Origin of the sequence: Gordonia sp. 852002-50816_SCH5313054-c (assembly GCF_001665925.1) — a bacterium.
GTDB classification, from domain to species: domain Bacteria; phylum Actinomycetota; class Actinomycetes; order Mycobacteriales; family Mycobacteriaceae; genus Gordonia; species Gordonia jacobaea.
Map to the genome: position 1 here is coordinate 112,717 of NZ_LZTE01000025.1, position 23,321 is coordinate 136,037.

The 23,321-nt window shown below is 65.1% G+C and carries 31 protein-coding genes; 18 read left to right on the forward strand and 13 right to left on the reverse strand.

The genetic code is table 11. The features are described from left to right. Positions 1-9 precede the first annotated feature (9 nt). Both A5788_RS03450 and A5788_RS03455 read right to left on the reverse strand, forming a co-directional pair. Entirely contained in the window at positions 10-1,116 is a 1,107-nt protein-coding gene (locus tag A5788_RS03450; RefSeq protein WP_064864695.1) for a tyrosine-type recombinase/integrase, read from the reverse strand. Continuing rightward, on the reverse strand, positions 1,103-1,633 hold the full coding sequence (locus A5788_RS03455; RefSeq protein ID WP_082938004.1) for a helix-turn-helix domain-containing protein: 531 nt from the start codon (positions 1,631-1,633) through the stop codon (positions 1,103-1,105). Before A5788_RS03455 ends, A5788_RS03450 begins: the two co-directional genes overlap by 14 nt. A gap of 111 nt (positions 1,634-1,744) precedes the next feature. On the opposite strand from A5788_RS03455, the gene A5788_RS03460 reads away from it, so the two are divergent. Beyond that, positions 1,745-1,933 (forward strand): hypothetical protein, encoded by a 189-nt coding sequence (locus A5788_RS03460; protein ID WP_064864691.1) that lies wholly within the window; start codon positions 1,745-1,747, stop codon positions 1,931-1,933. Between the two features lie 53 nt (positions 1,934-1,986). Here the strand turns inward: A5788_RS03460 and A5788_RS23775 are convergent, their stop codons facing one another. Then, positions 1,987-2,250, reverse strand: coding sequence for a hypothetical protein (locus A5788_RS23775; RefSeq protein WP_156525438.1), 264 nt, complete (start codon positions 2,248-2,250; stop codon positions 1,987-1,989). A 100-nt stretch (positions 2,251-2,350) separates the two neighbouring features. Between A5788_RS23775 and A5788_RS23780 the strand changes: the two genes are divergently transcribed. The 13 genes from A5788_RS23780 (at position 2,351) to A5788_RS03520 (ending at position 9,515) form a co-directional block, all read left to right on the forward strand. After that, complete coding sequence (locus A5788_RS23780) at positions 2,351-2,557, forward strand: hypothetical protein (RefSeq protein ID WP_156525439.1); 207 nt, start codon at positions 2,351-2,353, stop codon at positions 2,555-2,557. Next, on the forward strand, positions 2,554-3,126 hold the full coding sequence (locus A5788_RS03470) for a hypothetical protein (RefSeq protein ID WP_064864684.1): 573 nt from the start codon (positions 2,554-2,556) through the stop codon (positions 3,124-3,126). Before A5788_RS23780 ends, A5788_RS03470 begins: the two co-directional genes overlap by 4 nt. Then, positions 3,127-3,474 (forward strand): hypothetical protein, encoded by a 348-nt coding sequence (locus tag A5788_RS03475; protein WP_064864682.1) that lies wholly within the window; start codon positions 3,127-3,129, stop codon positions 3,472-3,474. It begins immediately after the preceding gene. Next, on the forward strand, positions 3,468-5,099 hold the full coding sequence (locus tag A5788_RS03480) for a hypothetical protein (RefSeq protein WP_064870079.1): 1,632 nt from the start codon (positions 3,468-3,470) through the stop codon (positions 5,097-5,099). Before A5788_RS03475 ends, A5788_RS03480 begins: the two co-directional genes overlap by 7 nt. Further along, positions 5,096-5,452, forward strand: a complete 357-nt coding sequence (locus tag A5788_RS03485; RefSeq protein WP_064865069.1) for a hypothetical protein — start codon at positions 5,096-5,098, stop codon at positions 5,450-5,452. The genes A5788_RS03480 and A5788_RS03485 overlap by 4 nt, the downstream gene beginning before the upstream one ends. Further along, complete coding sequence (locus tag A5788_RS23785) at positions 5,449-5,619, forward strand: hypothetical protein (protein ID WP_156525440.1); 171 nt, start codon at positions 5,449-5,451, stop codon at positions 5,617-5,619. The genes A5788_RS03485 and A5788_RS23785 overlap by 4 nt, the downstream gene beginning before the upstream one ends. A gap of 139 nt (positions 5,620-5,758) precedes the next feature. Next, positions 5,759-6,037 carry a hypothetical protein gene (locus A5788_RS03490; RefSeq protein WP_231894223.1) on the forward strand — a complete coding sequence of 93 codons (279 nt, stop codon included), beginning with the start codon at positions 5,759-5,761 and terminating at the stop codon, positions 6,035-6,037. A 3-nt stretch (positions 6,038-6,040) separates the two neighbouring features. After that, the gene (locus A5788_RS03495; RefSeq protein ID WP_064865072.1) at positions 6,041-6,439 is read left to right on the forward strand and encodes a helix-turn-helix domain-containing protein; all 399 of its coding nucleotides are present in this window, start codon (positions 6,041-6,043) and stop codon (positions 6,437-6,439) included. Positions 6,440-6,453: 14 nt separating this feature from the next. Then, positions 6,454-6,999, forward strand: coding sequence for a hypothetical protein (locus tag A5788_RS03500; protein ID WP_197494538.1), 546 nt, complete (start codon positions 6,454-6,456; stop codon positions 6,997-6,999). Between the two features lie 3 nt (positions 7,000-7,002). Beyond that, positions 7,003-7,380: a capsid cement protein gene (locus tag A5788_RS03505; protein WP_064865075.1), complete on the forward strand. Its 378-nt coding sequence runs from the start codon at positions 7,003-7,005 to the stop codon at positions 7,378-7,380. 16 nt (positions 7,381-7,396) lie between these two features. Next, entirely contained in the window at positions 7,397-8,284 is an 888-nt protein-coding gene (locus tag A5788_RS03510) for a major capsid protein (RefSeq protein WP_064865078.1), read from the forward strand. Positions 8,285-8,299: 15 nt separating this feature from the next. Then, a complete protein-coding gene (locus A5788_RS03515; protein ID WP_064865081.1) occupies positions 8,300-8,770 on the forward strand; it encodes a phage protease in 471 nt (156 codons plus the stop codon). A gap of 292 nt (positions 8,771-9,062) precedes the next feature. After that, positions 9,063-9,515, forward strand: a complete 453-nt coding sequence (locus A5788_RS03520) for a hypothetical protein (protein WP_064865085.1) — start codon at positions 9,063-9,065, stop codon at positions 9,513-9,515. A gap of 8 nt (positions 9,516-9,523) precedes the next feature. On the opposite strand, the gene A5788_RS03525 is transcribed toward A5788_RS03520, so the two are convergent. Beyond that, positions 9,524-10,036 carry a hypothetical protein gene (locus A5788_RS03525; RefSeq protein ID WP_064865088.1) on the reverse strand — a complete coding sequence of 171 codons (513 nt, stop codon included), beginning with the start codon at positions 10,034-10,036 and terminating at the stop codon, positions 9,524-9,526. Between the two features lie 426 nt (positions 10,037-10,462). Further along, the gene (locus tag A5788_RS03530; RefSeq protein WP_064865091.1) at positions 10,463-11,539 is read right to left on the reverse strand and encodes a D-alanine--D-alanine ligase family protein; all 1,077 of its coding nucleotides are present in this window, start codon (positions 11,537-11,539) and stop codon (positions 10,463-10,465) included. A gap of 85 nt (positions 11,540-11,624) precedes the next feature. Here A5788_RS03530 and A5788_RS03535 point away from each other — a divergent pair, with 85 nt between their 5' ends. Beyond that, on the forward strand, positions 11,625-12,935 hold the full coding sequence (locus A5788_RS03535) for a UDP-N-acetylmuramoyl-tripeptide--D-alanyl-D-alanine ligase (protein WP_049700146.1): 1,311 nt from the start codon (positions 11,625-11,627) through the stop codon (positions 12,933-12,935). Position 12,936: 1 nt separating this feature from the next. On the opposite strand, the gene A5788_RS03540 is transcribed toward A5788_RS03535, so the two are convergent. Further along, positions 12,937-13,719 carry a MerR family transcriptional regulator gene (locus A5788_RS03540; protein WP_049700145.1) on the reverse strand — a complete coding sequence of 261 codons (783 nt, stop codon included), beginning with the start codon at positions 13,717-13,719 and terminating at the stop codon, positions 12,937-12,939. A 51-nt stretch (positions 13,720-13,770) separates the two neighbouring features. Beyond that, positions 13,771-14,223, reverse strand: a complete 453-nt coding sequence (locus A5788_RS03545; RefSeq protein ID WP_049700144.1) for a hypothetical protein — start codon at positions 14,221-14,223, stop codon at positions 13,771-13,773. A 91-nt stretch (positions 14,224-14,314) separates the two neighbouring features. On the opposite strand from A5788_RS03545, the gene tgt reads away from it, so the two are divergent. After that, a complete protein-coding gene (tgt, locus tag A5788_RS03550; protein ID WP_420841306.1) occupies positions 14,315-15,613 on the forward strand; it encodes a tRNA guanosine(34) transglycosylase Tgt in 1,299 nt (432 codons plus the stop codon). 20 nt (positions 15,614-15,633) lie between these two features. Here the strand turns inward: tgt and A5788_RS03555 are convergent, their stop codons facing one another. The 5 genes from A5788_RS03555 to A5788_RS03575 form a co-directional block, all read right to left on the reverse strand. Continuing rightward, positions 15,634-16,521, reverse strand: a complete 888-nt coding sequence (locus A5788_RS03555; RefSeq protein WP_049700143.1) for a hypothetical protein — start codon at positions 16,519-16,521, stop codon at positions 15,634-15,636. Positions 16,522-16,571: 50 nt separating this feature from the next. Continuing rightward, on the reverse strand, positions 16,572-16,808 hold the full coding sequence (locus tag A5788_RS03560; protein WP_152930121.1) for a hypothetical protein: 237 nt from the start codon (positions 16,806-16,808) through the stop codon (positions 16,572-16,574). Positions 16,809-16,827: 19 nt separating this feature from the next. Next, positions 16,828-17,325 carry a hypothetical protein gene (locus A5788_RS03565; RefSeq protein ID WP_049700141.1) on the reverse strand — a complete coding sequence of 166 codons (498 nt, stop codon included), beginning with the start codon at positions 17,323-17,325 and terminating at the stop codon, positions 16,828-16,830. Positions 17,326-17,599: 274 nt separating this feature from the next. After that, entirely contained in the window at positions 17,600-18,019 is a 420-nt protein-coding gene (locus A5788_RS03570; protein WP_152930119.1) for a hypothetical protein, read from the reverse strand. A gap of 237 nt (positions 18,020-18,256) precedes the next feature. After that, on the reverse strand, positions 18,257-19,435 hold the full coding sequence (locus tag A5788_RS03575) for a PucR family transcriptional regulator (protein WP_064865093.1): 1,179 nt from the start codon (positions 19,433-19,435) through the stop codon (positions 18,257-18,259). Between the two features lie 289 nt (positions 19,436-19,724). Between A5788_RS03575 and A5788_RS03580 the strand changes: the two genes are divergently transcribed. Beyond that, positions 19,725-21,074: a hemolysin family protein gene (locus A5788_RS03580; RefSeq protein WP_049700139.1), complete on the forward strand. Its 1,350-nt coding sequence runs from the start codon at positions 19,725-19,727 to the stop codon at positions 21,072-21,074. Next, positions 21,067-22,092: a hemolysin family protein gene (locus A5788_RS03585; protein WP_049700138.1), complete on the forward strand. Its 1,026-nt coding sequence runs from the start codon at positions 21,067-21,069 to the stop codon at positions 22,090-22,092. Before A5788_RS03580 ends, A5788_RS03585 begins: the two co-directional genes overlap by 8 nt. A 19-nt stretch (positions 22,093-22,111) precedes the next feature. Here the strand turns inward: A5788_RS03585 and gluQRS are convergent, their stop codons facing one another. Beyond that, positions 22,112-23,047 (reverse strand): tRNA glutamyl-Q(34) synthetase GluQRS, encoded by a 936-nt coding sequence (gene gluQRS / locus A5788_RS03590; RefSeq protein WP_049700137.1) that lies wholly within the window; start codon positions 23,045-23,047, stop codon positions 22,112-22,114. Positions 23,048-23,321: the final 274 nt, after the last annotated feature.

Sequence of the window (23,321 nt, forward strand, 5' to 3'; positions counted from 1 at the left end):
TAGGAGTTGTCAGGCCTCGCGTGGGCACGTTTTGGGCACACTCGGCGAGTAACGCGCGTTCAATGTTGAGGCCACGGCGTCGAGGTCGTCGTCGAACAGGTCCGCGTAGACGTCGAGTGTGACCTTCGCGGAGGTGTGTCCGAGCATCCGTGCGAGCGCGAGGACGTTGACGCCAGCTGATACGGCGAGGCTTGCTGTTGTGTGTCGCAGGTCGTGCGGGGTGATGGTTTGGACACCTGAACGCTTTACCGCGCCGGCGAACCATCCGCGCGTTGACTTCGGTCGCGCGAGGTAGCCGCCGCGTGGCCCTGGGAAGACGAGTTCGGTCAGATCGCGTCCGCGGCACTGGACGGCGAGTTCGTCGAGAACGAACTGGGGGACTGGTACCGACCGGGTTTTGCGTGACTTCGTTCTGCCGACGACGTGTTCGGAACCGAGCTGTACCGCGTTGTCGTGGACGGTGAGTCGTCGCCGCAGGAACTCGACGTCCCGGATCCGCAGCGCGACGAGTTCGCCCCAGCGCAGTCCGCAGTAGGCAAGGGTCAGGACGATTGCCCGGTGATCGCCGGACTCCTCGGCGAGACGCGCGACGTCGTCAGCGGTCAAGTAGATATGTCGTTTGCGTGTCTTGCGTGGCAAGTTCTCCACGCCGCGGGCCGGATTGGTTACGACGCGCCGCGCTTTCACCGCGTCATCGAGGATCGCGGCGAGAACGCCGTAGGCGCGAATGATTGTCGTCGCTCCGGAACCATCTCGGTTCAGGTCGGCTATCCACTGCTCGACTTGTCCGACGTCAATGTCGGTGACGCGCCGACGACCCCATCGCGGTTCGACGTGGGTGCGCCACGCAGATTCGAGTGTGCGGTAGTTCGAAGGCGCGACGTCGGATTCTTTGCGTGACAACCAGGCCGGCGCGAGTTCGCCTACGGTGATCCGCCCGAGTGTCGGCGAGATGTACTCACCGCGTAGCTTCTCGACCTCGACGGTCGCGGCGTACGCCTCGGCGAGCCTCTTGGTCTTGAATCCACGCTTCTTCGTTTGCGTGTGATCTGGTGTGCGGTAACGGACTTGGTACCGTCGTCCGGCCTTCGTCGTGTACGCCTCAATCGTCGCCATCGTTCTCCCACTCCTCGAGCATGTAGTCCGCATTGCCGATCCGGTTGCTCTCGAGCACCCCGGCGTCCTGGTCGACGAGTACGCGCCGCTCGATAGCGAGACTGCGCGCGGTGCTGGACACCGATCGGTTGATGCGGGGGAACATGCCCGGTCTTGACCTGAGTACGAAGTCGATGCCACTTCCGTGAGGCGACCAGTAGCCCTCGAGGAACAGCCAGAGTTCGCGGCTGCTCACCGATGGCAGTCCCGTCGCCGACGTCGTTTGGTCGGACTCGCTGACTAGCAGTGCGCCCGGTGAAACATCAAGTGCCACAGCCAGTGTCATGAGGTCGTCGACGTCGACTCTGCGAGCTCCGTTCTCGATCTGACTGAGGGTGGTGTAGCTCAGTGGTCGGTCAGTTTCGTTCAGTCGTTCCGCGAGTTGGCGCAGTGTCAGTCGCTGGTCATTTCTGATGCGTGCGATGTTGCGGCGCACTGTGTCGCCTGTAGCTCCGATCTCAACCCGTCTTGTTGCCATGATCGAAACAATAGTTCGGTACTTGTAAACAGTCGAGTGGTGCGGTACTGATTGAACAAGACCCAAACAAGTGGGTACGAAACACGCACAGGTGAGGAGAGTTGAACAGACATGATTCCTGCGAGCGAAATGAAGGAGCGGTTCCCCGGCACGACCGACGGCTTCTGGGGACAACTCCGTATTCAGGGCAACGGGCCGAAGTTCGTGAAGGTCGGCCGCAAGGTGTTCTACCGCCAGGAGGACATCGACGTGTGGGTTGCATCCAACACGCTCGAGCGCACCGATCAGGCGGCTTCGTGAATCGCTACCAGCAGTTCGAGGGGCACTCAGACTGTGGTCTCGGTGCCGATGAATCACAGATGCGCCGGTTCACGCGCCCGGTCGAGAGGGTGGAGCGGAGTCGAGTAGCTGTGACGGCGCCCCAGCTCGCAAGTCCCGATCACAGCGATGACGAGGATCGCCTCGATATCCGGATCCGGGTCGGGATGCTCACGCGGGCGGCCGATCTGCTGCACGAAGTGCTGCTCGAGACTCCCATGACCGACCAGTACCGCGGTCGCCTGCGAGACCTCGCTCTTGCCACCAAGGATGTCGCCGACGATGTCGCGCGATCCCACGATCTTCGGGCTGATCGGCCCGGACAAGAAGATGCCCCCGGTCCGGCGGCCACCGGCTCCGAGGGCGACGTTCCAACCCCCACGAAAGAGGAGAACTGACGTGAACGCTACACCCCTGCCGCGACACCTCACAGCGACGGGACGAGCCATGCCGCTCGGTCTCGACGACGATCTGGCCCGCGACGCGCTGCTGGACGCGATGGCGCACATCGAGCCTTTCGACGTGACGGATCTGCTGGCACTCGCCGAACTGGCCGGAGATATTGCCGACGGCCGTCTCGTCCTGCAGACGGTGGTGACCGAATGACCACGCTGCCAAAGGACACCAGCGCCGCCACGATCCTCACCTGCGCAGAGTGCGGCGAGGAAGCGCAGATCGTCGGCGCCTGGCCCGACGACACCGCCGACGACATCGACCAGATCGTCGAGGACTGGAACGCCGCACACATGCACTGCGGTGAGCCTGCCGAGCTGACCGAGTGGACGCATCTTTCCAAGGCCGGAGACAGCCAGACGCTCATCAAGCATGGCGGCGACCTCGAGAAGATGATGCCGCTGCCACGGCCAACCTGGGCGGATCGGGAACGTGATCAGATCGGCACCAGTCTGACCGGTAGCTGCTACCGATCGACCATCGCATCGGTTCCGGTGACTCACGCGGTCGGCTGGAGCTTCCTGGATGACCAAGAGTGGGTGACCGCCCGGGTCAACGTGTCGGCCAAGTTGTTCGGCAACGGCGTCGCGATGGTCGGGCTGACGCTCGCGAAACCGGCGACTGAGGCCGGAGGGCATGTCGGAGTGTCGTTGACGGTCGACGAGGCTCGGCAACTCGCTGACGTCCTCACTGCGGCCGCGAAACTGGCGGTCTCGCAGTAGATGGCTGTCAACTACCCAGCAACCCGGTCCTTCATCGTGCGGGCCGGGTTGCTGGTGCCCTCGCCCCAGTTCGCCACCCCCGGCTGGCTCGACCTCGACCCCGCCGACCCACGTTGGCGGTCGTCGATCGCGCGAGCCGCCCTCGCCTGGGCGTACGAAACACACACTCTGGCAGAGACTTTGGCCGATCAGCTCCGCGCCGACGACAAACTCGCCCGCCAACGACTGCGCGAGATGAGTCACGACCTATCCGCCGCGACCAGCTGGGCATCCAAAGCCAAGGTGATCCGCGATCGCGCCGAGTTCGACCGCGAACACCCCGACCTTCGAAGGAGACCCGCATGCTGACCGACGCCGACGAGTTCTGGAACTCCCGGCCCGTCCTGGCCCACATCCTCGCGTTCGCCCGCGCCCGAATGGTTGGCCCGTGGGCACTGCTCGGCTCGTTGATCCTGCGCGCCAACGCATCTCTGGACCCGACTGTCGTGTTGCCACCCACGATCGGCGGTGTGGCGAGCCTCAACGTGTTCGTCGCGTTCGTCGGCCGATCGGGTCACGGCAAAGGCGCCACCGAAGCTGCCGCGCGTGACGCGACGAACCTGCCGCAGTTCCCCGAGCTTCCCATCGGGTCCGGTGAAGGGCTGGCACGGACGTTCGCGGCCGACGCAGACGGCAAGCGTGAGACCAACAGGGCCATGTTCACCGCGTCCGAGGTCGACGGCCTTGCCGCTCTCGGCTCACGCCAGGGCGCCACCATCATGTCGGCACTTCGTCAGCTCTACTCCGGCGAGTCGATCGGCGGAGCCAACGCACAGAAGCACACACGCCTGATCGTGCCGGCCCACTCCTACCGCGCCGTCCTGTCAGTCGGAGTGCAGCCCGAGCGCGCCGCGCCGCTGCTGTCGGATCTCGCTGGCACCGCGCAACGGTTCCTGTGGCTCCCGGTCGCCGACCCCGACGCACCCGACACCCGACCTACCGAGCCTGAACGGTGGACCGTGCCCCGCACCCTCGTGCCGGCCGACCGCCAGGTTCGCCTCGCCCTGCCCGACGAGGCCGTCCGAGCGATGGAAACTCATCACCTCCGCAAGCTCCGCGACGACCCGGACGTCAACCCACTCGACGGTCACGCGTTGCTCACACGGGCGAAAGTTGCGTCCGCACTCATGGTGCTCGACGGCCGGATGCACACCGTGAGCCTCGACGACTGGGAACTCGCGGGCGTGCTGATGCGGGTCTCCGATCGCACCCGCGCACGCATCGAACGGGAGGCGCGAGCGGTCGCCCGCAAGGTCAACGAGGCACGCGCGATCGCGGCCGCCGAACGCGACGAAGTCATCGCCGACCGCAAGCTGCAACGCGCCCGCGCGGCCATCCTCCGATGGCTCGAACGCGACGGCGAACTCGCCACCCGAGACCTCCGAATGCGCGCCCGATCGGACTGGCGAGACGCTCTCACGCCCGCACTTGCCGACCTCATCGCCGACGGTTCGGTCATCGAAATCTCTGTGACGAATGGCACACGATATCGGTTAGCAGGGGGGTCCATCGAGGTCCACCCCGGTCCATCGCCCCTGACCAGCGAAAACAGGGGTCCATCGGCAGGTCCAGCCACAGACGATGGACCCCCAAAACCGCAGGTCAGAGGCGATGGACCCAAAAACAACGATGGACCCCCCGAAAAAACAGAAAGTCAGGCGTCTGTGGCTCACCCACACGAGCCGCAGACGCTCCACGTCCTCGCGAACACTAAGGCGGCGAAACCGACCGTGAAGAAGACCCGACGATGCGTCGAATGCACCATCGAACTTCCGGCCGCCCGAATCGGTGACCGCTGCGAAGACTGCGCCGACGGACGGCCTCCCGCGCCCGACCCAGAACCACCGAAACGGACCGTCACGATCTACAGCGAGAACCAGCGCGTCGCCCGCGACCGCTCGACCCGCCGCGCCGGAGGGGAGACATCACGATGAGCGACGACCACGATCGCACCCACCAACAGTTGGTCGACGAACACACACGCGTCGACCTCGAGCCCTACGGACTGCCCGGCATCGAGGTCGCCGAGGCCGTCGACCAAGCGGGCCGCAGACACGCATGGCTCGTCGAGACCGACCGACTAGGCGAGCCCGACGTCGACCACGGCGACCCGAACCAAAGCCACGAATGCGTCTGCCCTCTGTCGGACGAGTGGCGCGCCCGCATCGACAACACGCCTCTGCGCTGCAGCCGCCCCACCCGGTCAGGGCGTCCGTGCCGCATCGTCGTGCACCACCCCGGTGACGCGTGCGCAACACACCGCACCCGCGACGACGCCACCCGATGAGATTCCACGGGATCACCGAACGCGCGCGGGTACGCCGCGTCGACGACACCGACCGGCCGGTGCAACTGCGAGTCGGGCCCCACCTGATGAGCATGTCCGACATCGAAGCCCAGGAGCTGGCCGACCAACTGCACGACGCCGTCGAACAAGAGGAGAAATCGCAATGAGCCGTAACCAATCTCGAACTGAACGCCCGCACACGTGCTCGCGGTGTGGTGGCCCGTGCCGCGTGTGGGCCGGATCGACCCACGGGTGGACATGCCGCGCCTGCCTCGAGCAGTACCTGTCGAACCAGCGGGATCAGAAGTGACCGCCGCCGAGCGTGACCCCCGCGAGGTCAGGCGTGAACTCCGCATCCAGCGTGCCGTCGTGGGTCTCGTGCTTCACGGATACCGCGGAGACACCGTCGGATTCAACAGCGCGGCAACCGAACTCGCGCGCGTCGAACAGGCCGCGCCAGATGAACTGTTCCGGCCGCTGCTGTGGGCGCTGTCCCGTCTGCCCCGCAGCCTCGATGAACCTGCCGCACTACACGACCACCTCGCCGCGCTCTATACGGTCCGCGACGCCGACGAGGACGACTGAGCGATGTCGATAGAACCTGTGACGGGCGTCCTCCTGGGCGCCGACGACGCCCGCGAGGTGCTGCGCGTCATCGCAGCCTACGAACGAGCGCTCGCCGAGACCCGCCGCCAACCCTCGCTGCGTCTGACGTCGTTGCGTAACAAGCTCTCTCGCGCCACATCTCGCGTCCCGACCCGCGACACACACGTGGACGCGAGAAAACAGGCAGCTCAACCGGATTCGGGTGTAGACCTCGCTCATGAACTGTTCGACACCGCCCAGGCCGCCGCGGTCCTCGGGATCACATCCGACGCGGTCCGCGACCTTGCGCGCCGGGGGCGTCTACCGGCTCGAAAAGCCGGCGGTCGGTGGCTACTTGCGGCGCGAGCCGTTGTCGACCGCGCCGAACGGCGTCACACCTGACAGCGAGGCCCATCGTGGCTGATACCAGCACCCTGCGCGGTGTCGAACTGGTCAAGGTCGGCACCCACGACATTTCCACTGGCCGGTGGCAGGTCGACACCGACGATCTGCGCTCAGTCGTCGACGCATTCCGCGCTGGCGTGCTCCGCAAACCCGTGGTGAAACTCGGCCACGTCGACGACCGATTCGACGGCACCCCGTCATTCGGGTACGTCGACAACCTCCGCATCGCATCCGCCGGCCGAACCCTGCTTGGGGACCTCGTCCTGCCCCGTTGGCTCGCCGACGCGGCACCCATGCACTGGCCCGACCGCAGTGTCGAAGCGCTGCAAGGGTTCCGCGACACCACCGGCCGCGAATGGCCCCTCGTCCTCACCGGTGTCGCGCTACTCGGCTCCACCAACCCCGGCATCGACGACCTCGCGAGCCTCCAGGAGCTCGTCGCCGCATCCAGCGGACGCGTGACGCTCCGCACCCCTACGCCTGCCAGGAACAACCACTCCACCATCGTGCTCGTCGCGGCCGCCCGCCGACGTCGCGCCCACCGAAAGCTGAGGTAACTCGTGTCCACTGTCCTACCCAATGCGCGCGTCTACGCCCCTGGCGGCGACGTGACCGCCCAACCGACCGCAGCCGTCACCGGCCGCCGCTTCGTCGCGATCTCCGGCAGCCGCACCAGCGACGGCAGCCTGTCCGTCGCCCACCCGGCAGCCGGAGCCCGCGCATTCGGTGTCGCCAAGCACGACGCCGGAGTCGGTGAACTCGTCGGTGTCGCGCGCGACGGCGTCGTGAAGGTTCGCGCTGGCGCTGCGATCGCCGCCGGCGTCGACGTCGAAGTCGGTACCAACGGCCAAGCCGTCACCCGCACCACTGGTGTCGTCGTCGGCTACACCATCACTGCCGCCGCGTCGGGCACCGACGCCGAAATCGCCCTGATCTGACGAGGAGCCACAACCCATGCCCAGCGCACTCATTCCCGAACTGTCCGGCCGGCGACTGTCCGTCGACGTCGCCCTCAAAGACCCCACCAGAATCCTGCGGGAACGCATCGCGAAGCTCGCCGACGACCAGACTCTGCTACCGAAGTTCTTTCACCAGCTCGGCAAGCCCGTCGAAGGTGGCGGCATGCTCTACAGCGTGATCCAGGCGTCCGACTTCTACAGCAGCGACGTCGAAAAGCGTTCACCTGGAGGCGAATACAAGGTTGTCGAGGGTGTCGATCCCGACCCGCAACTCGCAGTCGTCGAGGACTGGGGCGGCAAATTCCAGATCACCGACGAGCAGATCCGCCGCAACGACGTGTCCTACCTCGATCAACAGACCACCCAGCTGGCCAACACCATCGCCCGCAAGATCGACACCCGCGCCTACGCCGAACTCAACGCGAAGGTCACGAGCCCCAACAACAGCGTCGTCATCGACGGCAACTGGGAGAACCTCGTATTCGTCGGACCCGCCGACAGCCTCACCCCATCCGGTGACCGGCCCTCGGCCCACCTGTCCGAAGCGCAACTCGTCGCCGACCTCCAGGAACTCGGCGTGCGCCACGACCTCGTCGCAGTCAACCCCGAGCAAGCCCACGAGCTACGCACCGCCTACGGCGACGGCCTCGACGCCATGCTCAAGAGCGCCGGCGTCACCCTCTACAGCAACCCACGGATCACCGCCGGAACCGTATGGGCACTCGCAGCCGGACAGGTCGGCACCGTCGGATTCGAAGCCCCCCTGACCGTCGAGGTGTACGACGACCGCGCCACCCGATCGAAATGGGTGCAGGCCTACGCCGTACCCGCGTTCGCCGTCGACAAGCCCTACGCGGCCAAGAAGATCAGCCTCACGGCCTGACAGGAGAACAACGCCATGGCACTCACATTCACCAAAGACCAGACGGCCCAACTGTTCGAGCTGCTCGGCATACCCGCCGACACCGACACCAGCGACGTCGACGCGATCCTCGCAGTCATCGAGAACCTCGCCAGCGAAGCAGTCGACGACACCGCCAAACCCAGCGCCGTCGCCGCCGCAGCCAAACGCCTCGGCCTAGAAGCCGTCGACACCGACACCCTCTCGACGCTGCGCGCAGACGCCGCAGAAGGCCGACGACTCACCGCAGCAGCCGCCAAACAACAGGTCGAGACCAAAGTCGACGACGCAATCCGCAAAGGCAAGATCGCCGCATCCCGCCGCGGCCACTGGGTCAACCTCATCAGCGCAGACCCCGGCATGGCCGACGTCCTCGCCTCCGTCCCCGACGAAACAGCCGTACCCATGACCGAGGTCGGCCACGCAACCGAACCCAACCTCGACGAACCAGCCGCCTGGTTCTACTGACTCGGCGTCAAACTCACCGCACCCCCGCACTCCATTCCGGGACACGCGGACAGCATGGCGGCCAGGGCCGGCCACGGGCCACACCTTGAGAGAAGCCCCACGACACCGCCAGCGCCGACACCGACGCCCCCGACCCGCCACTCCGGGCCGGGGGCGTCACCGCTCCACCCACCCCCCCGAAAATCCTAGAAAGGGGGCGGGCACCCCACTCGCCGGTGAGTGGAAATATTTTTTTGCGGGAACCGCGCAGAAACGTGCAGGACAGGCGCTTCGTGCGTGCGATCCTCGTCCGATGAGCGATGAATTCGACATCACGGTCCCCGATGGTGAGCCGATCCCGACGGTCCCGGAGATGGTTGCGCACGAGCTCGATCGGTTGAATGCGAAAGCGAACCCGATCGGCCACACCGTCGAGTACGACGGCGAGTTCTATCGAGTCCGACCCACCGGTTCTGATCCTGGTCATTCGTGCCTGTGCGTCGAACTCGAGGCGGAGCGAGTGGAGGACTACCTCAAGTCGCGTGGCGAACGCTCGGAATGGCATCTGGACATGGAGGACTCGTCGATTCGAGTCGAGCCAGTACACCCCGGGATCAACACGTCCGTTCGGCTCGTCGACGCGAGCAGCGACGAGACCCTCGCAGTTCTTGACGCTGGCGTAACGGGCGACTCTCATACAGGCCTAGTGTCATCGGTGTACGTGGTCGCCGATGTGCCGCCGGCGGTCGGCCGCTGGTACCGCTGACGACCGAGTCAGAAGCTAACGCCGCGGCGAACTGCCGTCAGAAACTCATCCGATTGCTCACGCTCACGAGTGTCGTGAAGACGTCCTTGGTCCGGTAATTCGATCTGCTTTCCGTCATCGAGAATGAGTTTCATTCCAGCGACCCGATACCACTTCTGTCGATCGATCTCGCCAGACACGTCTGCGATCGAGATCTCGCGCACGGAAGCGAGCGGACGTGTCCACGCTTCCGTCAGTGTCATGGCTGGGGCGTTGTACCGGAATTGTTGTTGGGACTCTTCCTCGCGGTCGAAGTGCTCGGCGTCGAACGAGGCTGAGACGCGACAGAGTGCGGTATCCGTGACGAGTACGGACGTCCAGACAGTCGGCCCTGCGAGGTCGACGGTGGTCACTGCTCCGCGGATGGCGTCGGCGTCGACGAGCGATGCGATAGCGAGGATGAATCGTGTCGGGGCGTACGACCGCGTGGTGGCGGTGAGTTGGGTCAGCCGCTCCCACGTCGGCTCGTCGGGTGTCTGCATGTGGTTCTCCTGGTGATAGGAAATGGTGCTCGCACGGTAGCCGTGACCTACGACAGACTGACTGCCGTGGGCACAATTTGGGCACAGTTCGTCAGTGTTGAGCACGGTTGGACTGGTTGATAGTGGTCGAATCTGTGCTGGTGAAAGCGATTCGGGAGGACATCCTTGTCATCTGCGCAGGGTTCAAATCCCTCCGCCACCGCCAAGAAATACCCCCTCACCTACGCGGGTGAGGGGGTATTTCGCTGTCTGGGACCGAGCGGCGCCGCTCGGCTCTCCCGTTTTCAGTCATTTCCGAACAGTCTCGGCGATCCGAACTGGGCTTTTGCCGCCGGGCGCCTCTGAAAATGACTGAAAACGGGAGAGGTCTGGAGCCTCTTCGGATAGAGCACGTCCCCACGCCCTGTCAGGCGGGAAACGACGGCCTCAGTGCTCCGTCGAGAACCCCACGCGCCGACGGTGTGCGTCCAGCGCGAGCGTGACGAGGCGGTCGATGAGGTCGGGGTAGGCGATCCCGGTGGCCTGCCACAGCTTCGGGTACATCGACCCCGGGGTGAATCCGGGGATCGTGTTCACCTCGTTGAGCAGCCAACCGCGGCCGTCCTCCTCGTAGAAGAAGTCGACACGCGCCATGCCCGCGCACCGCATGGCGAGGAACGTCTTCGCTGCGAGCTCGCGGACCTCGCGCACCGCCTCGTCGCTCAGCGGCGCCGGGATCACCAGCTTGGCCGCGCCGGTGATGTATTTGTCCTCGTAGTCGTAGAACTCGCTGCCGGAGATGATCTCGCCCGGCACCGACGTCTCGGGGCTCTCGTTGCCGAGCACAGCAACCTCGACCTCACGCCCGGACACGAACTCCTCGATCACCACGACGTCGTCGTAGCGCAGCGCCAGGTTGATCGCGTCGTCGAGTTCTGTTGCGTTGTGCGCCTTGGTGATTCCCACGGACGATCCGAGGTTGGCAGGCTTGACGAACAGCGGCAGGCCCAGCTCCTCGATGGCGCGGAACGCCACGGTGCGCGGGTCGTCGACGCCGTCGCGGTATTCGATCCACCGGCACTGCGGGATTCCCGCCTGCGCGGCAACGACCTTGGCCATGCCCTTGTCCATGCACGCCGCCGAGCTGAGCACACCGGCGCCGACGTAGGGGAGTTTGAACAGCTCGAGCATCCCCTGGATGGTGCCGTCCTCGCCGTGTGGCCCGTGCAGTAGCGGCAGCACGACGGTGATCGCGCCCTCGGCGTCGGCCTGCAGTTCGCGTAGCGGGTCGATGACGGTGCCCGCGATGTCGAGTGCATCGGGCAGCGGCGTGTTGTCGGCCAGCGAGGCGATCACCTTGTCGTTGCGTACCCAGGTGCCGTTCTTCGCGATACCGATCGGGACGACGCTGTACTTGGCCGGGTCGGCTGCTGCCAGCACGTGCGCCGCGGTCACGCGGGACACATCGTGCTCGGCGGAGACACCGCCGTAGAGAACAACCAGGCGAAGCAGGGGAGTCGACATGGGTCACACGATACGTCGACGCTCCCCCGCGCTCTCCCCGGCGTGCGGGGTGTTTCGCGCGTTCCTCTAGCGTTGAGGCGTGCACATGCAGGCAACTGAGCTGGCGGACGCGGTTGGCGGTCAACTCGTCGGAAACGACGTGACGGTCGACGGCGCGACGATCGACTCGCGCGCGGTGCGGTCCGGGCAACTGTTTGTCCCGATCGTCGCTGCTCGCGACGGACACGACTTCATCAAGGGCGCGGTGTCGGCGGGCGCGGGCGCCTACCTCACCGCGACCGGTCCTGTCGATGGCGTCGACGCTCCGGCCATCACCGTCGACGACACCGCGCTCGCACTCGCCGACCTCGGCCGCGCAGCTCGGCGTCGACTTCCCGAGCGAGTGGTCGGGATCACGGGGTCGGTGGGCAAGACGTCGACCAAGGATCTGCTGGCCGGACTGCTCTCCACCACGTTCCGCACAGCCGCGAGCGAGAAGTCGTTCAACAACGAACTCGGCCTCCCGCTGACGCTCTTCAACGCCCCAGACGACACCGAGGCAGCAGTCGTCGAGATGGGTGCGCGCGGGGTCGGGCACATCGAGCTGCTGTGCTCGATCGCGCGCCCGACCGTCGGCATCATCACCCGGGTCGAGGGTGTACACCTCGAACTCTTCGGCAGCATCGAGGCCGTCGCACGTGCGAAAGGCGAACTGGTCGAAGCACTTCCGGCCGACGGCATCGCCGTGCTCAACGCCGACCACGAGCGCGTCGCGGCAATGGCATCCCGCACGTCCGCCCAGGTGCTGACCTACGGACTCACTCCCTCGGCCGACGTCGTGGCCACCGACATCGTCGTCGACGATCAGCTCCGTGCATCGTTCCGCCTGCACACGCCGTGGGGCAGCACGCAGGTGTCGCTCGCGGCGCGCGGCGAGCATCAGGTGTCCAACGCGCTCGCCGCCGCGGCGGCCGCGGGCGGACTCGGCGTACCCGTCGAGTCGATGCCCGCCGGGTTCCTCGGGGCCGCGCTGTCGGGCCTGCGCATGGAACTCTCCACCACGGCAGACGGCGTCGTCGTGCTCAACGACGCCTACAACGCCAACCCGACGTCGATGTCGGCCGCGCTGCGCTCCCTGGCGGCCCTTGATGCTCGACGACGCTTCGCCGTGCTGGGAACGATGGCAGAACTCGGACACGACTCAGCTGCCGAGCACGAGGCGATCGCGCTCCAGGCAGAGTCGCTCGGCATCGCGGTGATAGCCGTCGACGAGCCCTTCTACGGCTCGACAGCCACCCATGTCGCCGACATCGACGCCGCCGTCGCGGCACTCGCCGGACTCGGCAACGGCGACGCGGTGCTGGTCAAGGGCAGCCGCGTCGCCGCGCTCGAGCGGGTAGCCGAGAAACTGGGCTGAGCTACTTACCGTCGGCGTTCGCGCGGATCACGTCGCGCAAAAACACCGCGAGACCAGGCGCGACGTCGTCGTAGTGCTTGGCGAACCGCGGATCGGCGACGTACATGTCGCCGAGACAGACCTGCATCTCATAGCTGCAGTCGTAGAACTTCTCGATACTCGCCCGATGTTGCTCGGCGAGGTCGTCGGCCTCGGCAGAACCGGGTTCGACGCCGCGCCCCAACGCGTCGGCGAGGCGTGCCTCGAAGGCGTCGGCGTCGGCTTTGATCTGGCGCCAGTCGTCCTTGCTGAACTGCGCCGTTCGCTGCTGGCTCTGCGTCCACTGCTCGGTCTCACCCCAGCGCTGCTGCGCCTCGGCTGAGTACTCCTCGGGTAGCCAATCGTCGCCGAAGATCTCGCTCTGTTCGGCGGCTGACAATTGAATCCCTGACTTCTTCGCGTCCATCATGTCCTCCACTGCTGCAACCATCCGGTGCAAGCGAGCGATCCGCTCATTGAGCAGATCGCGCTGGGTGGTCAAGTGGCCCAGCGCATCTGCGTGCGGATCGTCGAGCAGGGTCGCGATCTGCTCGAGTGGAAAGCCCAACTCCCGGTAGGTCAGCACCTGGTGCAGGCGCTCGACGTCACCGTCGTCGTACACGCGATATCCCGCGGGCGTGCGGCCCGTCGGGGTGACCAGACCGATCTGGTCGTAATGGTGCAACGTCCGCACACTGACACCGACGAGACCGGCGACCACACCGACGGTGAGGTCGCCCGACGACGGGGCATTTCCTTCGCTCACGCCGATGACTCTGCTGCCTGACGTCGCGTGAGGGTCAAGTCGGCGGGGGCCCTACGGCGCGAAGCCAACTCTGTCCGAGCCCTTCTCGCACGCGGCGAGCAGGCCGTTTCCGGTAGCCGGGGCACACGACCAGCCGTCGACGTCCTGCGGCTCACCACTGGAAATCTTGGGTCCGTACGACTTGGCGAGCGTCATGGCGTCGGCACAACTCACGTCGCCGGCGAGAATCTGTACGGTCAGCGCGCCGTCGGGTCCGGAGATCTTGTCGCACTCCTTGGTGCCTGCGGCGGTCTCGGGGGGTAGGGAGGTGGTCGGTGTTCCGGGGCGGGGGCCGCCGACCACGACGGGGCTCGTCGAACTGCTCGCCTGCGTCGCCGCTGTGCTCGACGTGTCGGCTTGTTGTTCGGTGCCACAGCCGGTCAGCACCAGAGACGCAGCTCCGAGGGCGCCGCAGCAGGCCAGCACGATACGGGTGGGTACCTTGAGGTTCGTTCCGCGCGTCATGGACTCACCGTAGCGAATCCGCGCTTCGCGTCAGCACGCCTCGTCGGAAGCTGGTTTGAGCTCAGGCCGCTCGACCTGCGAAGATCGGTCGGTGACCCCGCCCGACATCGACGCTCCCGACACCAACCCGACCGGTCTGCACCTGCGTCCCGACCATTCCTACGCGGTGGGCACGCGACTCGACGGTTCGCTCGGCCGCACCGGAGTCATCACGACGCCGCACGGCGAGATCCACACACCCGCATTCGTGCCGGTCGGAACCAAGGCGACGGTCAAGACGGTCCTACCCGAGGCGGTCGCCGCGCTCGGCGCGCAGGCCGTGCTCGCAAACGCCTATCACCTCTATCTGCAGCCGGGACCCGAGATCGTCGACGCCGCGGGCGGCCTCGGCGCCTTCATGAACTGGTCGGGTCCCACCTATACCGACAGCGGCGGGTTCCAGGTCATGTCGCTCGGCACAGGTTTCAAGAAGGTCATCTCGATGGACGTGACCGGCGAGCAGGACGACGAGAAGATCGCCGAAGGGCGCGAACGACTTTCCCGCGTCGACGACGACGGCGTCACCTTCAAATCGCATCTCGACGGGTCGTCGCATCGGTTCACGCCCGAACTGTCGATGCAGATCCAGCACCAACTCGGTGCCGACATCATCTTCGCGTTCGACGAGCTGACCACGCTGATGAACACCCGTGGCTACCAGGAAAATTCGCTGGAACGCACTCGGCAGTGGGCGATTCGCTGTCTGGCAGAACACAATCGGCTTTCCGTCGAGCGTGGCCATCGACCTCAGCAGTCGCTGTGGGGTGTGCTGCAGGGCGCTCAGTACGAGGACCTGCGACGTAAGGCGGCCCGCGACCTGACCGAACTCTCGCGGCGCGACCAGGATTCCGGCGGAAAGGGCTTCGGCGGCTTCGGAATCGGTGGCGCTTTGGAGAAGGCCAATCTCGGCACGATCGTCGGCTGGGTGAATTCCGAACTGCCAGAAGACAAGCCGAAGCATCTACTGGGCATCAGTGAACCCGACGACATCTTCACCGCGATCGAGAACGGCGCCGATACGTTCGATTGCGTCTCGCCGACGCGGGTCGCGCGCAACGGCGCCATCTACTCGCTCGACGGCCGCTACAACATCACCAACGCGCGATACCGCAGCGACTTCCGATCGCTCGATCCCGAGGTCACCAACTACACCTCGCAGTACTCGCGCGCCTACCTGCACCACCTGTTCAAGGCGAAGGAGGGGCTCGGCGCGACGCTGGCGACACTGCACAACGTCGCCTTCGTCGTGCAGATGGTCGACGGCGCGCGCAGAGCCATCGAGTCCGGCGACTACTACGCCTACCGCGACGAATTCCTCGGCCGGTACTACGCGGGGAATCGCAACGACTGAGCTGCGCGATGGCTAGGTGATCAGGCCGTTTGCGACTCGAGGACCGTGTGTTCCGGCGTGATGCGTTCCCAGAAGACTGCACCGACGCATGCGATGACCACCCATCCGACACCGATCACCCCGCACCACAGGATCAGCGTCATGGCGACCCCGATCGGGCCGAATCCGTTCCAGCCGGAAAGCAGTGCCGGAAACGCTACTCGCGAGGCGAGTGGCAGGACGACACCATCGACGGCAACCCCGGCTAACCCGGCCAGGAGAAGATAGCGCAGACCTCGACCCCCGTCGCGGACCAAGAGCGGTGGGGTCAGCGACCAGAAGATCCACACCGGTAGCAGCCCGACGACGAACATCAGCGCGTGCGTGGTCGTGCCGGTGCCGACGGTGTAGGTCAGCCATTCGCGCGTAGCGAGCATCACGAGGTACAGCAGGAACCAGATGGCGCCGCGGAGGAGACGTTGGCCGATTCCGAATTGTTCCCGACGCCACGCCTTTCCGAAGATGGCGGCGATGGTGATCGACATGGGGATTCCCCAGACCAGGAAACCCGCGACGCCGAATATGGTCCAACTCGATCGCAATCCTGCGGAGTTACCGAAGGCCTCGCGCACCTGGTCGTCGAGCGGGTGATGTAGCCCGGTTTCCCGGATGAACACCGTTCCCGGGCTGGCGTTGGAGGCGAACCCGGAAAAGTATCCGAATCCGAGGATGATCAACGGGATCACCGTGGTGAACAGCTCGACCGACACGAGGGTGCCCGCGGTACCGCCGTCGATCTCGGTGAATCGATCAGCGATCGCGGTCGTGATCCGACCCGACCGGGCCTCATGAAGTCGACGACGGCGCTCCGCGAATCGACTCTGTGGATCGATCCGCTCGCGATCCGTCCGCTCGCGCTGCTCACTCACTGGTGCATATCGATATCACTCCGTACGCAGTCGGTGCTTCCCGTCGGTCGCTACTTCTCGTCCAGCTGTGTCTCTTCGTCCAGTTTTGTCTTGTCGTCCCACTGTGCTTTTTTGTCAGCGGCCAATCGGGCGATCACTGCCGCCCGCGACACCGGGTCGAGTCCGCTCATCGCGTCCTGGATCTCCATGGTGGTCGCATCGACCGTGCGCCGCTTGCTGTTGAAGATCACCGCGCCGACCACGAGTGCGATACCCACGGCAGCGATGACAATTCTATTCATACTCATGATGTCCTTCCAGGAATCCTCAGGCGTCCTTGCCCACCGGGGTGGCTGATGGGTCCGTGAGATCTTTGGCATAGAGCGCGGCGTCGATGGCGTCGAGTACGGCCACCCATGCGTTCTGAATCGCGATCCGTGCAACGCTCACCGAGTCGTCGGCAATGCGTTCGGCTTTATCCGCAGCCTCCTGCGCACGGCGGACGTCACGCTCCTGAGCGCGCTCGGTGATCTGCGCGTCAACCTCAGCCTTCTTGGCCGACAATGCATCTGTGAATGACTGCCAATGCGAGGTCACCGCGGCGGTGGCCGCATCACTCTTCACCTTCAGGTCCCCGGCTACCCTCTCGGTTGCTTCGGCGGCCTCGGCAATGCGGGCTTGCACCTGCTCATGATTCTCCCTCTCGGCTGAGGCCACGGAGTCGAGAAATCTGTTGATGAAATTTCGCAGGTCGTCCAGGCGTACATCAACCAACGTGTCACTGTTGACCTCGCTGGCAGTTGTAGATTCTGAATTCGTTGACATGTCTTACCTTTCGACTTCGCAGGTTGGTCAAAACTCGATCGAACCCCGATCCGGGTTCTCGATCGTCGGTTGCTGTCGTCGGTGAGTGCGTAACTCCCATGCACTAGTGAAACTACGCTCGTCGGACTTTGTCGCGGTAGGTCAAAGGTCCTAAAGATCATCAGATTCCCTTGTCCGCCAATACAAATCACATGCCGACGATCGGCTCATATCACCCATTGCCGACCAAGCGGGTATCTTGCTTGGGGCCGAGTCGGCCGACAAGTATCTGCTCCTACTGCGGTGACTTCGCGGGCCGGTCGTCGACAGGGAAGTGGTACGCCGCCTGAAGCCGGTTTATCTGAGCGCGCACGTTGAACAGCTCGGTGAGCAGTGCCCGCCTCTCGCTCGCCGGCACATCGACGGCGTCGAGTTGCTTGATCAACGCTGCGGCAAGCATTTCGAACTCGCCCAGGAACACTCTCGCTTGCAGGGTGGACGGATTCTCCGACTGTGCATCCATGATCGACAGCCTTTCCGTAGTGCAGATCGCACTTCTTGAATCGATCGTGTCGAGGGTTTCCCCTACGACGGTTCGGTGGTACCAGTCAAGAGCGAATGGCAAGATCATCACCGCCAGCGGAGCCAATACCACTGCAGCAGCAGTCACTTTCAATCGTGCCTTCCGCGGGTCGTGAAAATGTTCGTAGCGCAAGACCGAAACAGAGTTCTCGATTTGTCAGCGCGGCGGCTTTGTCTCAGCAGCCAAGTGCACGCACGCGGAGCGTCGGCTGCCACAGAATGCTAACGACCGCCATCCAGCGTCGTATACGTCCGCGAATCCGAAATCCCTGGATCTATATTGTCTTCAGCCACAACGGAAGATGCAGCTGTCCGCGCCGCGTGGGCACGCCTCGATCGTGCCCGCGACTTCTCGACACGACCGCTCGTATCAGAGTCGGTCCGCAATTTCGAATGCCAGACACAACTCCGTCAATTCCTTTGGCACGCGAAGAGATCTCTGCGTCACCTGCTCGATCCGGCGCAGACGATAACGGACCGTGTTCGGATGACACGAGAGCGCTTCCGCCGCGTCATCAACAGAGCCGTTGGCGAGCATCCATGCGCGGAACGTGGCTGCCAACAACTCCTTGTCGGCGTCCTGAAGCGAGTCGTACTTGCCCAGGACCACCTCGGCGATCTTGCGCGTCACATCCGGTGCGCTGACCGCAGCAACACCGAGCACCGAGTCGTCGAACTCCTTGACCAGCATTCCCGAGGGAACTGACTGCATGGCCAGCCGTGCGTAGCGCATGCTGACGGCGGTGTCGGTGAGATCGTCGAACTGTGGGCTCACCCCCACCGGGGTGTTCGCCACCCGACCGAGTAGTTCGACAACCTTGCGATATGCGTTCCGCGAGCCGACGTGCACCAGCCCGATGTGTACGTCCGGCAGCAGCCTCCACGCCGAGTAGACGTCGACCGTTCGCAGACGTCCGGCAATATCGGGTAGCGGCATCCGGCCCGGCATCGGCGGTTGCGCCGCGACGACGACATACGGTCCCTGCGCCGGGATCGCCAGCATGCGCGCGATGTCCCAGCGTGTGTAATCCGCGAGGTGGTGTCCCTCGAGCAGCGCCTCGACCAGCGCAGCGCGTTCTGCTTCGTCGTCGATCGCACGGGCTGTTGCGTGATCGCGATATGCCCCCGACATCGCTTCCGTGTAGGAGTCCTGGGCAGACCAGATCTTCTCGGTCGCAGCAAGTGCCAAGGCTGCGTCGGCTGACATACCTGCGATCGCTCCACTCAGGGATTGCCAAATCTGGTGAGCGGCAATTCGGAAACTGTCCATCACGGACGCCAACGGCACCCCCTGCTCCGCCCGGAGCCGACCGATCTCGACGGCCGACGACAGATCGGGCCCCGTGGTGCCTTCCAGCGAGCGGAAAACGTGACTCAAATTGTCGCGGGCGGAAGCAAACAGCGAGTCGCCGGAAACGGCGTTGTCTGCGTGATAGAACTCGACCTCAGCGTGGATCGCGGCAACGATGAGTAGGGCAAGGTCATCCACCTGAGCCTGTAGAAGTCCACCGAGTTCGGCGATCTGGTTGTCGATTTCACGCGACGCCACGACACAAACGTTAACGCTGCAGCGCCGCGACTGTAGGAGACCGAAGTGGGATTGGGGCTCGGCCTCGAGGACGGTCCTGCAGACCGGGAACCATCGCGATGTCCGTTTCGTTGACATTGACGTATCCTGAACTCTGACGTTCCAGCTTCGAATCCTCCCGACAGAAAGACACGATGAACCGCGCTCGGCGCAAAAAACGGAAACCTCGACGATCCAGCCCCCACTCGGGGGCATTCACAACTCCTGACACGTCGGTTCATGTTCCGACGGTCCGCGACGAGGTGATCGCATGATGATCCTCCTCGGAATCGTGATCGGAATTCTCGTCGTCTTCGCCATCACCGCGTTGACCGGCTACTTCGTGGCGCAGGAGTTCGCGTACATGGCCGTCGACCGGTCGCGACTCAAGGCCCGCGCCGCAGACGGCGACGCCGCGGCAGCCCGCGCACTCTCGGTGACGCGCAGAACCTCGTTCATGCTCTCGGGTGCACAGCTCGGCATCACCGTGACCGGACTACTCGTCGGCTACGTCGCCGAGCCGCTGATCGGCAGTGGCGTCGGCGAACTGTTGGGCGACGTCGGCATCCCGGTAGCCGTTGGCGTGGCCATCGGCACCGTGCTCGCCGTGCTGTTCTCGACGGTCGTGCAGATGGTGTTCGGCGAACTGTTCCCCAAGAACCTCTCGATCGCGCGCCCCGAGCCGGTTGCGCGTCGACTCGCACTCTCGACGTCGATCTACCTGAAGGTGTTCGGTCCGGTCATCTCGCTGTTCGACGCCGCGTCGAACCTTCTGCTCAAAGCGCTGCGCATCGAGCCGGTGCACGACGTCGAGCACTCCGCGTCGCCGCGCGACCTCGAGCACATCGTCGCCGAGTCGCGCGAGGTCGGGGAGTTGCCTGCCGAACTGTCGACGCTCCTCGATCGTGTCCTCGACTTTCCCACTCGCACAGCGGAGCACGCGATGGTGCCCCGGCCCCTCGTCGACTTCGTCGCAGCAGATACCTCGCTGTCGGAGGTTCGCGACCTGATGGCGGTGGGGCACACGCGATATCCCGTCGTGGGAACGAACCCCGACGACGTCGTCGGGATCGTGCACCTGCACGATCTGCTCGAACGACTCGACGAAACGAGCCTTACCGCAGCCGATCTCGCGCGTCCCGCCGCGATCGTGCCCACCACGCTGCCGCTTCCGGCGGTGCTCGAACGCCTCGACACCAGCTCAGATGACGAGATGGCTGTCGTGATCGACGAATACGGCGGAATCGCGGGCATCATCACCGTCGAAGACATCGCCGAGGAGATCACCGGCGAGATCGACGACGAGCACGATACGACGTCGTCGGAACCGATCGAGCTGACGGACGACGGCTGGCTCGCACGTGGCGACACGCACCTCGACGAGGTGTCGCGAGTGATCGGACACGAGGTGGCCGAAGGCGACTACGAGACCCTGAGCGGACTCGTGATCTCGACGTCGGGCGGACTGCCGCAGGTCGGTGACAGCGTCGAATTGCCGCTTGCCGACGCCACTTTCGCTGTCGCTGCTCCGACGGTGACCGCAACGGTGACGCAGGTCAGGCGCCGCGTGCCCGCGACCGTCCACCTCGTCATCACCGAGTCCGGAGACGCCGATGAGTAACCCCTGGGTCGTACTCGCGGTCACGGTCGCGTTGATCGCGGCGAGCGCGTTCTTCGTCGCTGTCGAGTTCGCGCTGATCGCCGCTCGTCGGCACCGTATCGAAGATGCCGCGCAGACCAGTCGTGCCGCGCGAGCCGCGCTACGCAGCTCGTCGGAACTGTCTGTGCTGCTGGCCGGTTCGCAGTTGGGTATCACCGTCTGCACGCTTGCGCTCGGCGCGGTGACCAAACCCGCTGTGCATCACTGGATCACGCCGGGGATCGAAGCACTCGGCGCGCCGCTGTGGATCGCCGACGTCGCGGGATTCATACTCGCGCTGATCATCGTGACCTTCCTTCACCTGGTCGTCGGCGAGATGGCACCCAAGTCGTGGGCCATCGCACACCCGGAGAAATCGGCTGTGCTGCTGGCGATTCCGATGCGCGCCTTCATGTGGGTGGTGCGCCCGGTGCTCGTCGTGCTCAACCAACTCGCCAACTGGTGCCTGCGTCGCGTTGGCGTGCAGCCAGTCGACCAGGTGTCGTCCGGACAGGATTCGGCCACGTTGCGACAGCTGGTCGACCACTCCGCCGAGACCGGGATGCTCGACGACGAGTATCACAACAGGCTCAGTGCGGCGTTGGCCACGGAGGCGCTCGCGGTGGGCGACGTCGTAGGCGACGGCGCACTCGACGGTGTTCCCGCGGATGCTTCTCCTGCTGGGATTCAAGAGGTTTCGCGTCAGACGGGGCACTCTCGACTGCTCGTCGTGCGCGCAGGGGCAGAAGAGAACCTGACCCGCGACTCGGTGATCGGTGTGGTGCACGTCCGAGACAGTCTCAATGCGGCTGCCGATGTCACGGCAGCCAACCTTGCCCGAGACGTGTTGATCCTGCCTGCCGAGCTGCCGGCCTACGAGGGTATGGCGCGCATGCGCGACAAGCGCGCACATATCGCGCTGGTATCTGCGGGCGACGAGGTTCTCGGCGTGCTGACTCTCGACGATCTGCTCGACAGGCTGTTGACGACCGCGTCCTGAGCGCGGATGTGAGTGCCTCTCAGGTCCATTCGTCTTCGGTGAGGATCCACGGCTGCGTCGGGAGCTTCGTCGGATCGAAGCGTTGAGCGAGGTCGTCGAGGGTGACATGTTCGCCGGGCTCGGCCAGCTGTAGCGATGCCGCAATGTGGTCGAGAACCGTTGCGGTGCCGACGCCGCGCGCGGCGAGGTCGGCTAGCGTGACAGCCCCGTCGCGCTTCGACAAGCGAATCTGCTTGTCGTTGAGCACCATCGGGACATGCGCGTAGACGGGAGGGGTATGCCCGAGCAGCGTCGTGAGGTACGACTGGCGTGGGGCGGACGACAGGAGGTCGTCGCCGCGGACCACCTGGTCGACACCCTGCTCGGCGTCGTCGACGACCACCGCGAGGTTGTATGCGGGCGTGCCGTCGCCACGTTGGATGACGAAATCGTCGACGGCGCCGGTGTATTCGCCGTGCAGGATGTCGACGACGCTGAACTCGTCGACGTCGGAGACGATCCGGATAGCGGGCGGACGCCCGGCCGCGCGCTTGCTCTCGCGCTGCTCTGCGGTGAGGTGTCGGCAGGTTCCGGGATAAGCGCCCGGTGGGGAGTGCGGCGCCGACGGGGCTTCGAGGATCTCACGTCTGGTGCAGAAGCATTCGAAGGTGCGGCCACGCATGGTCAGGTCGTCGATCACCGCGCGGTACCGATCGAGCCGGTCGGTCTGGTACACGACCGGCGGCTCCCAGTCGATCCCGAGGGCGTGCAGGTCGTCGATCTGTCGCTGATCGGATCCCACCGCGGTGCGGTCGAGGTTCTCCATCCGCAGCAGAAACCGGCGGCCCGAGGTGTGGGCGAAGAGCCACGCCAGCACGGCCGTGCGCAGGTTGCCGACGTGCAGGTCGCCCGACGGCGACGGCGCGTACCGCCCGGCAGCAAGCGCCGGCTGCGCAGCGGGTTCGTGTGCGGACATCGGAGACGACACTACCGCCGCGGGTGGGTGGTCCTCTCCGCTGATTGAGCGGCCGCGAGCGCAGCGAGCAGCCGAGTCGAAATCACTAGCGGTGGTCTCGACAGGCTCGACCAGCGAATGGAGCTCGCGGAGCGACCTGCCGAGTCGAAATCAGTAGTTGGCGGTGCACGTGGGAGTTGCTGGGTCTTCTGTGCCCCGCGCGGGTCGTAGCGTTGTTGCGGTAGCCACCGTTGCGTGAGCATGTATTGGCACGCAACCCTAATTCGCCCGGTGA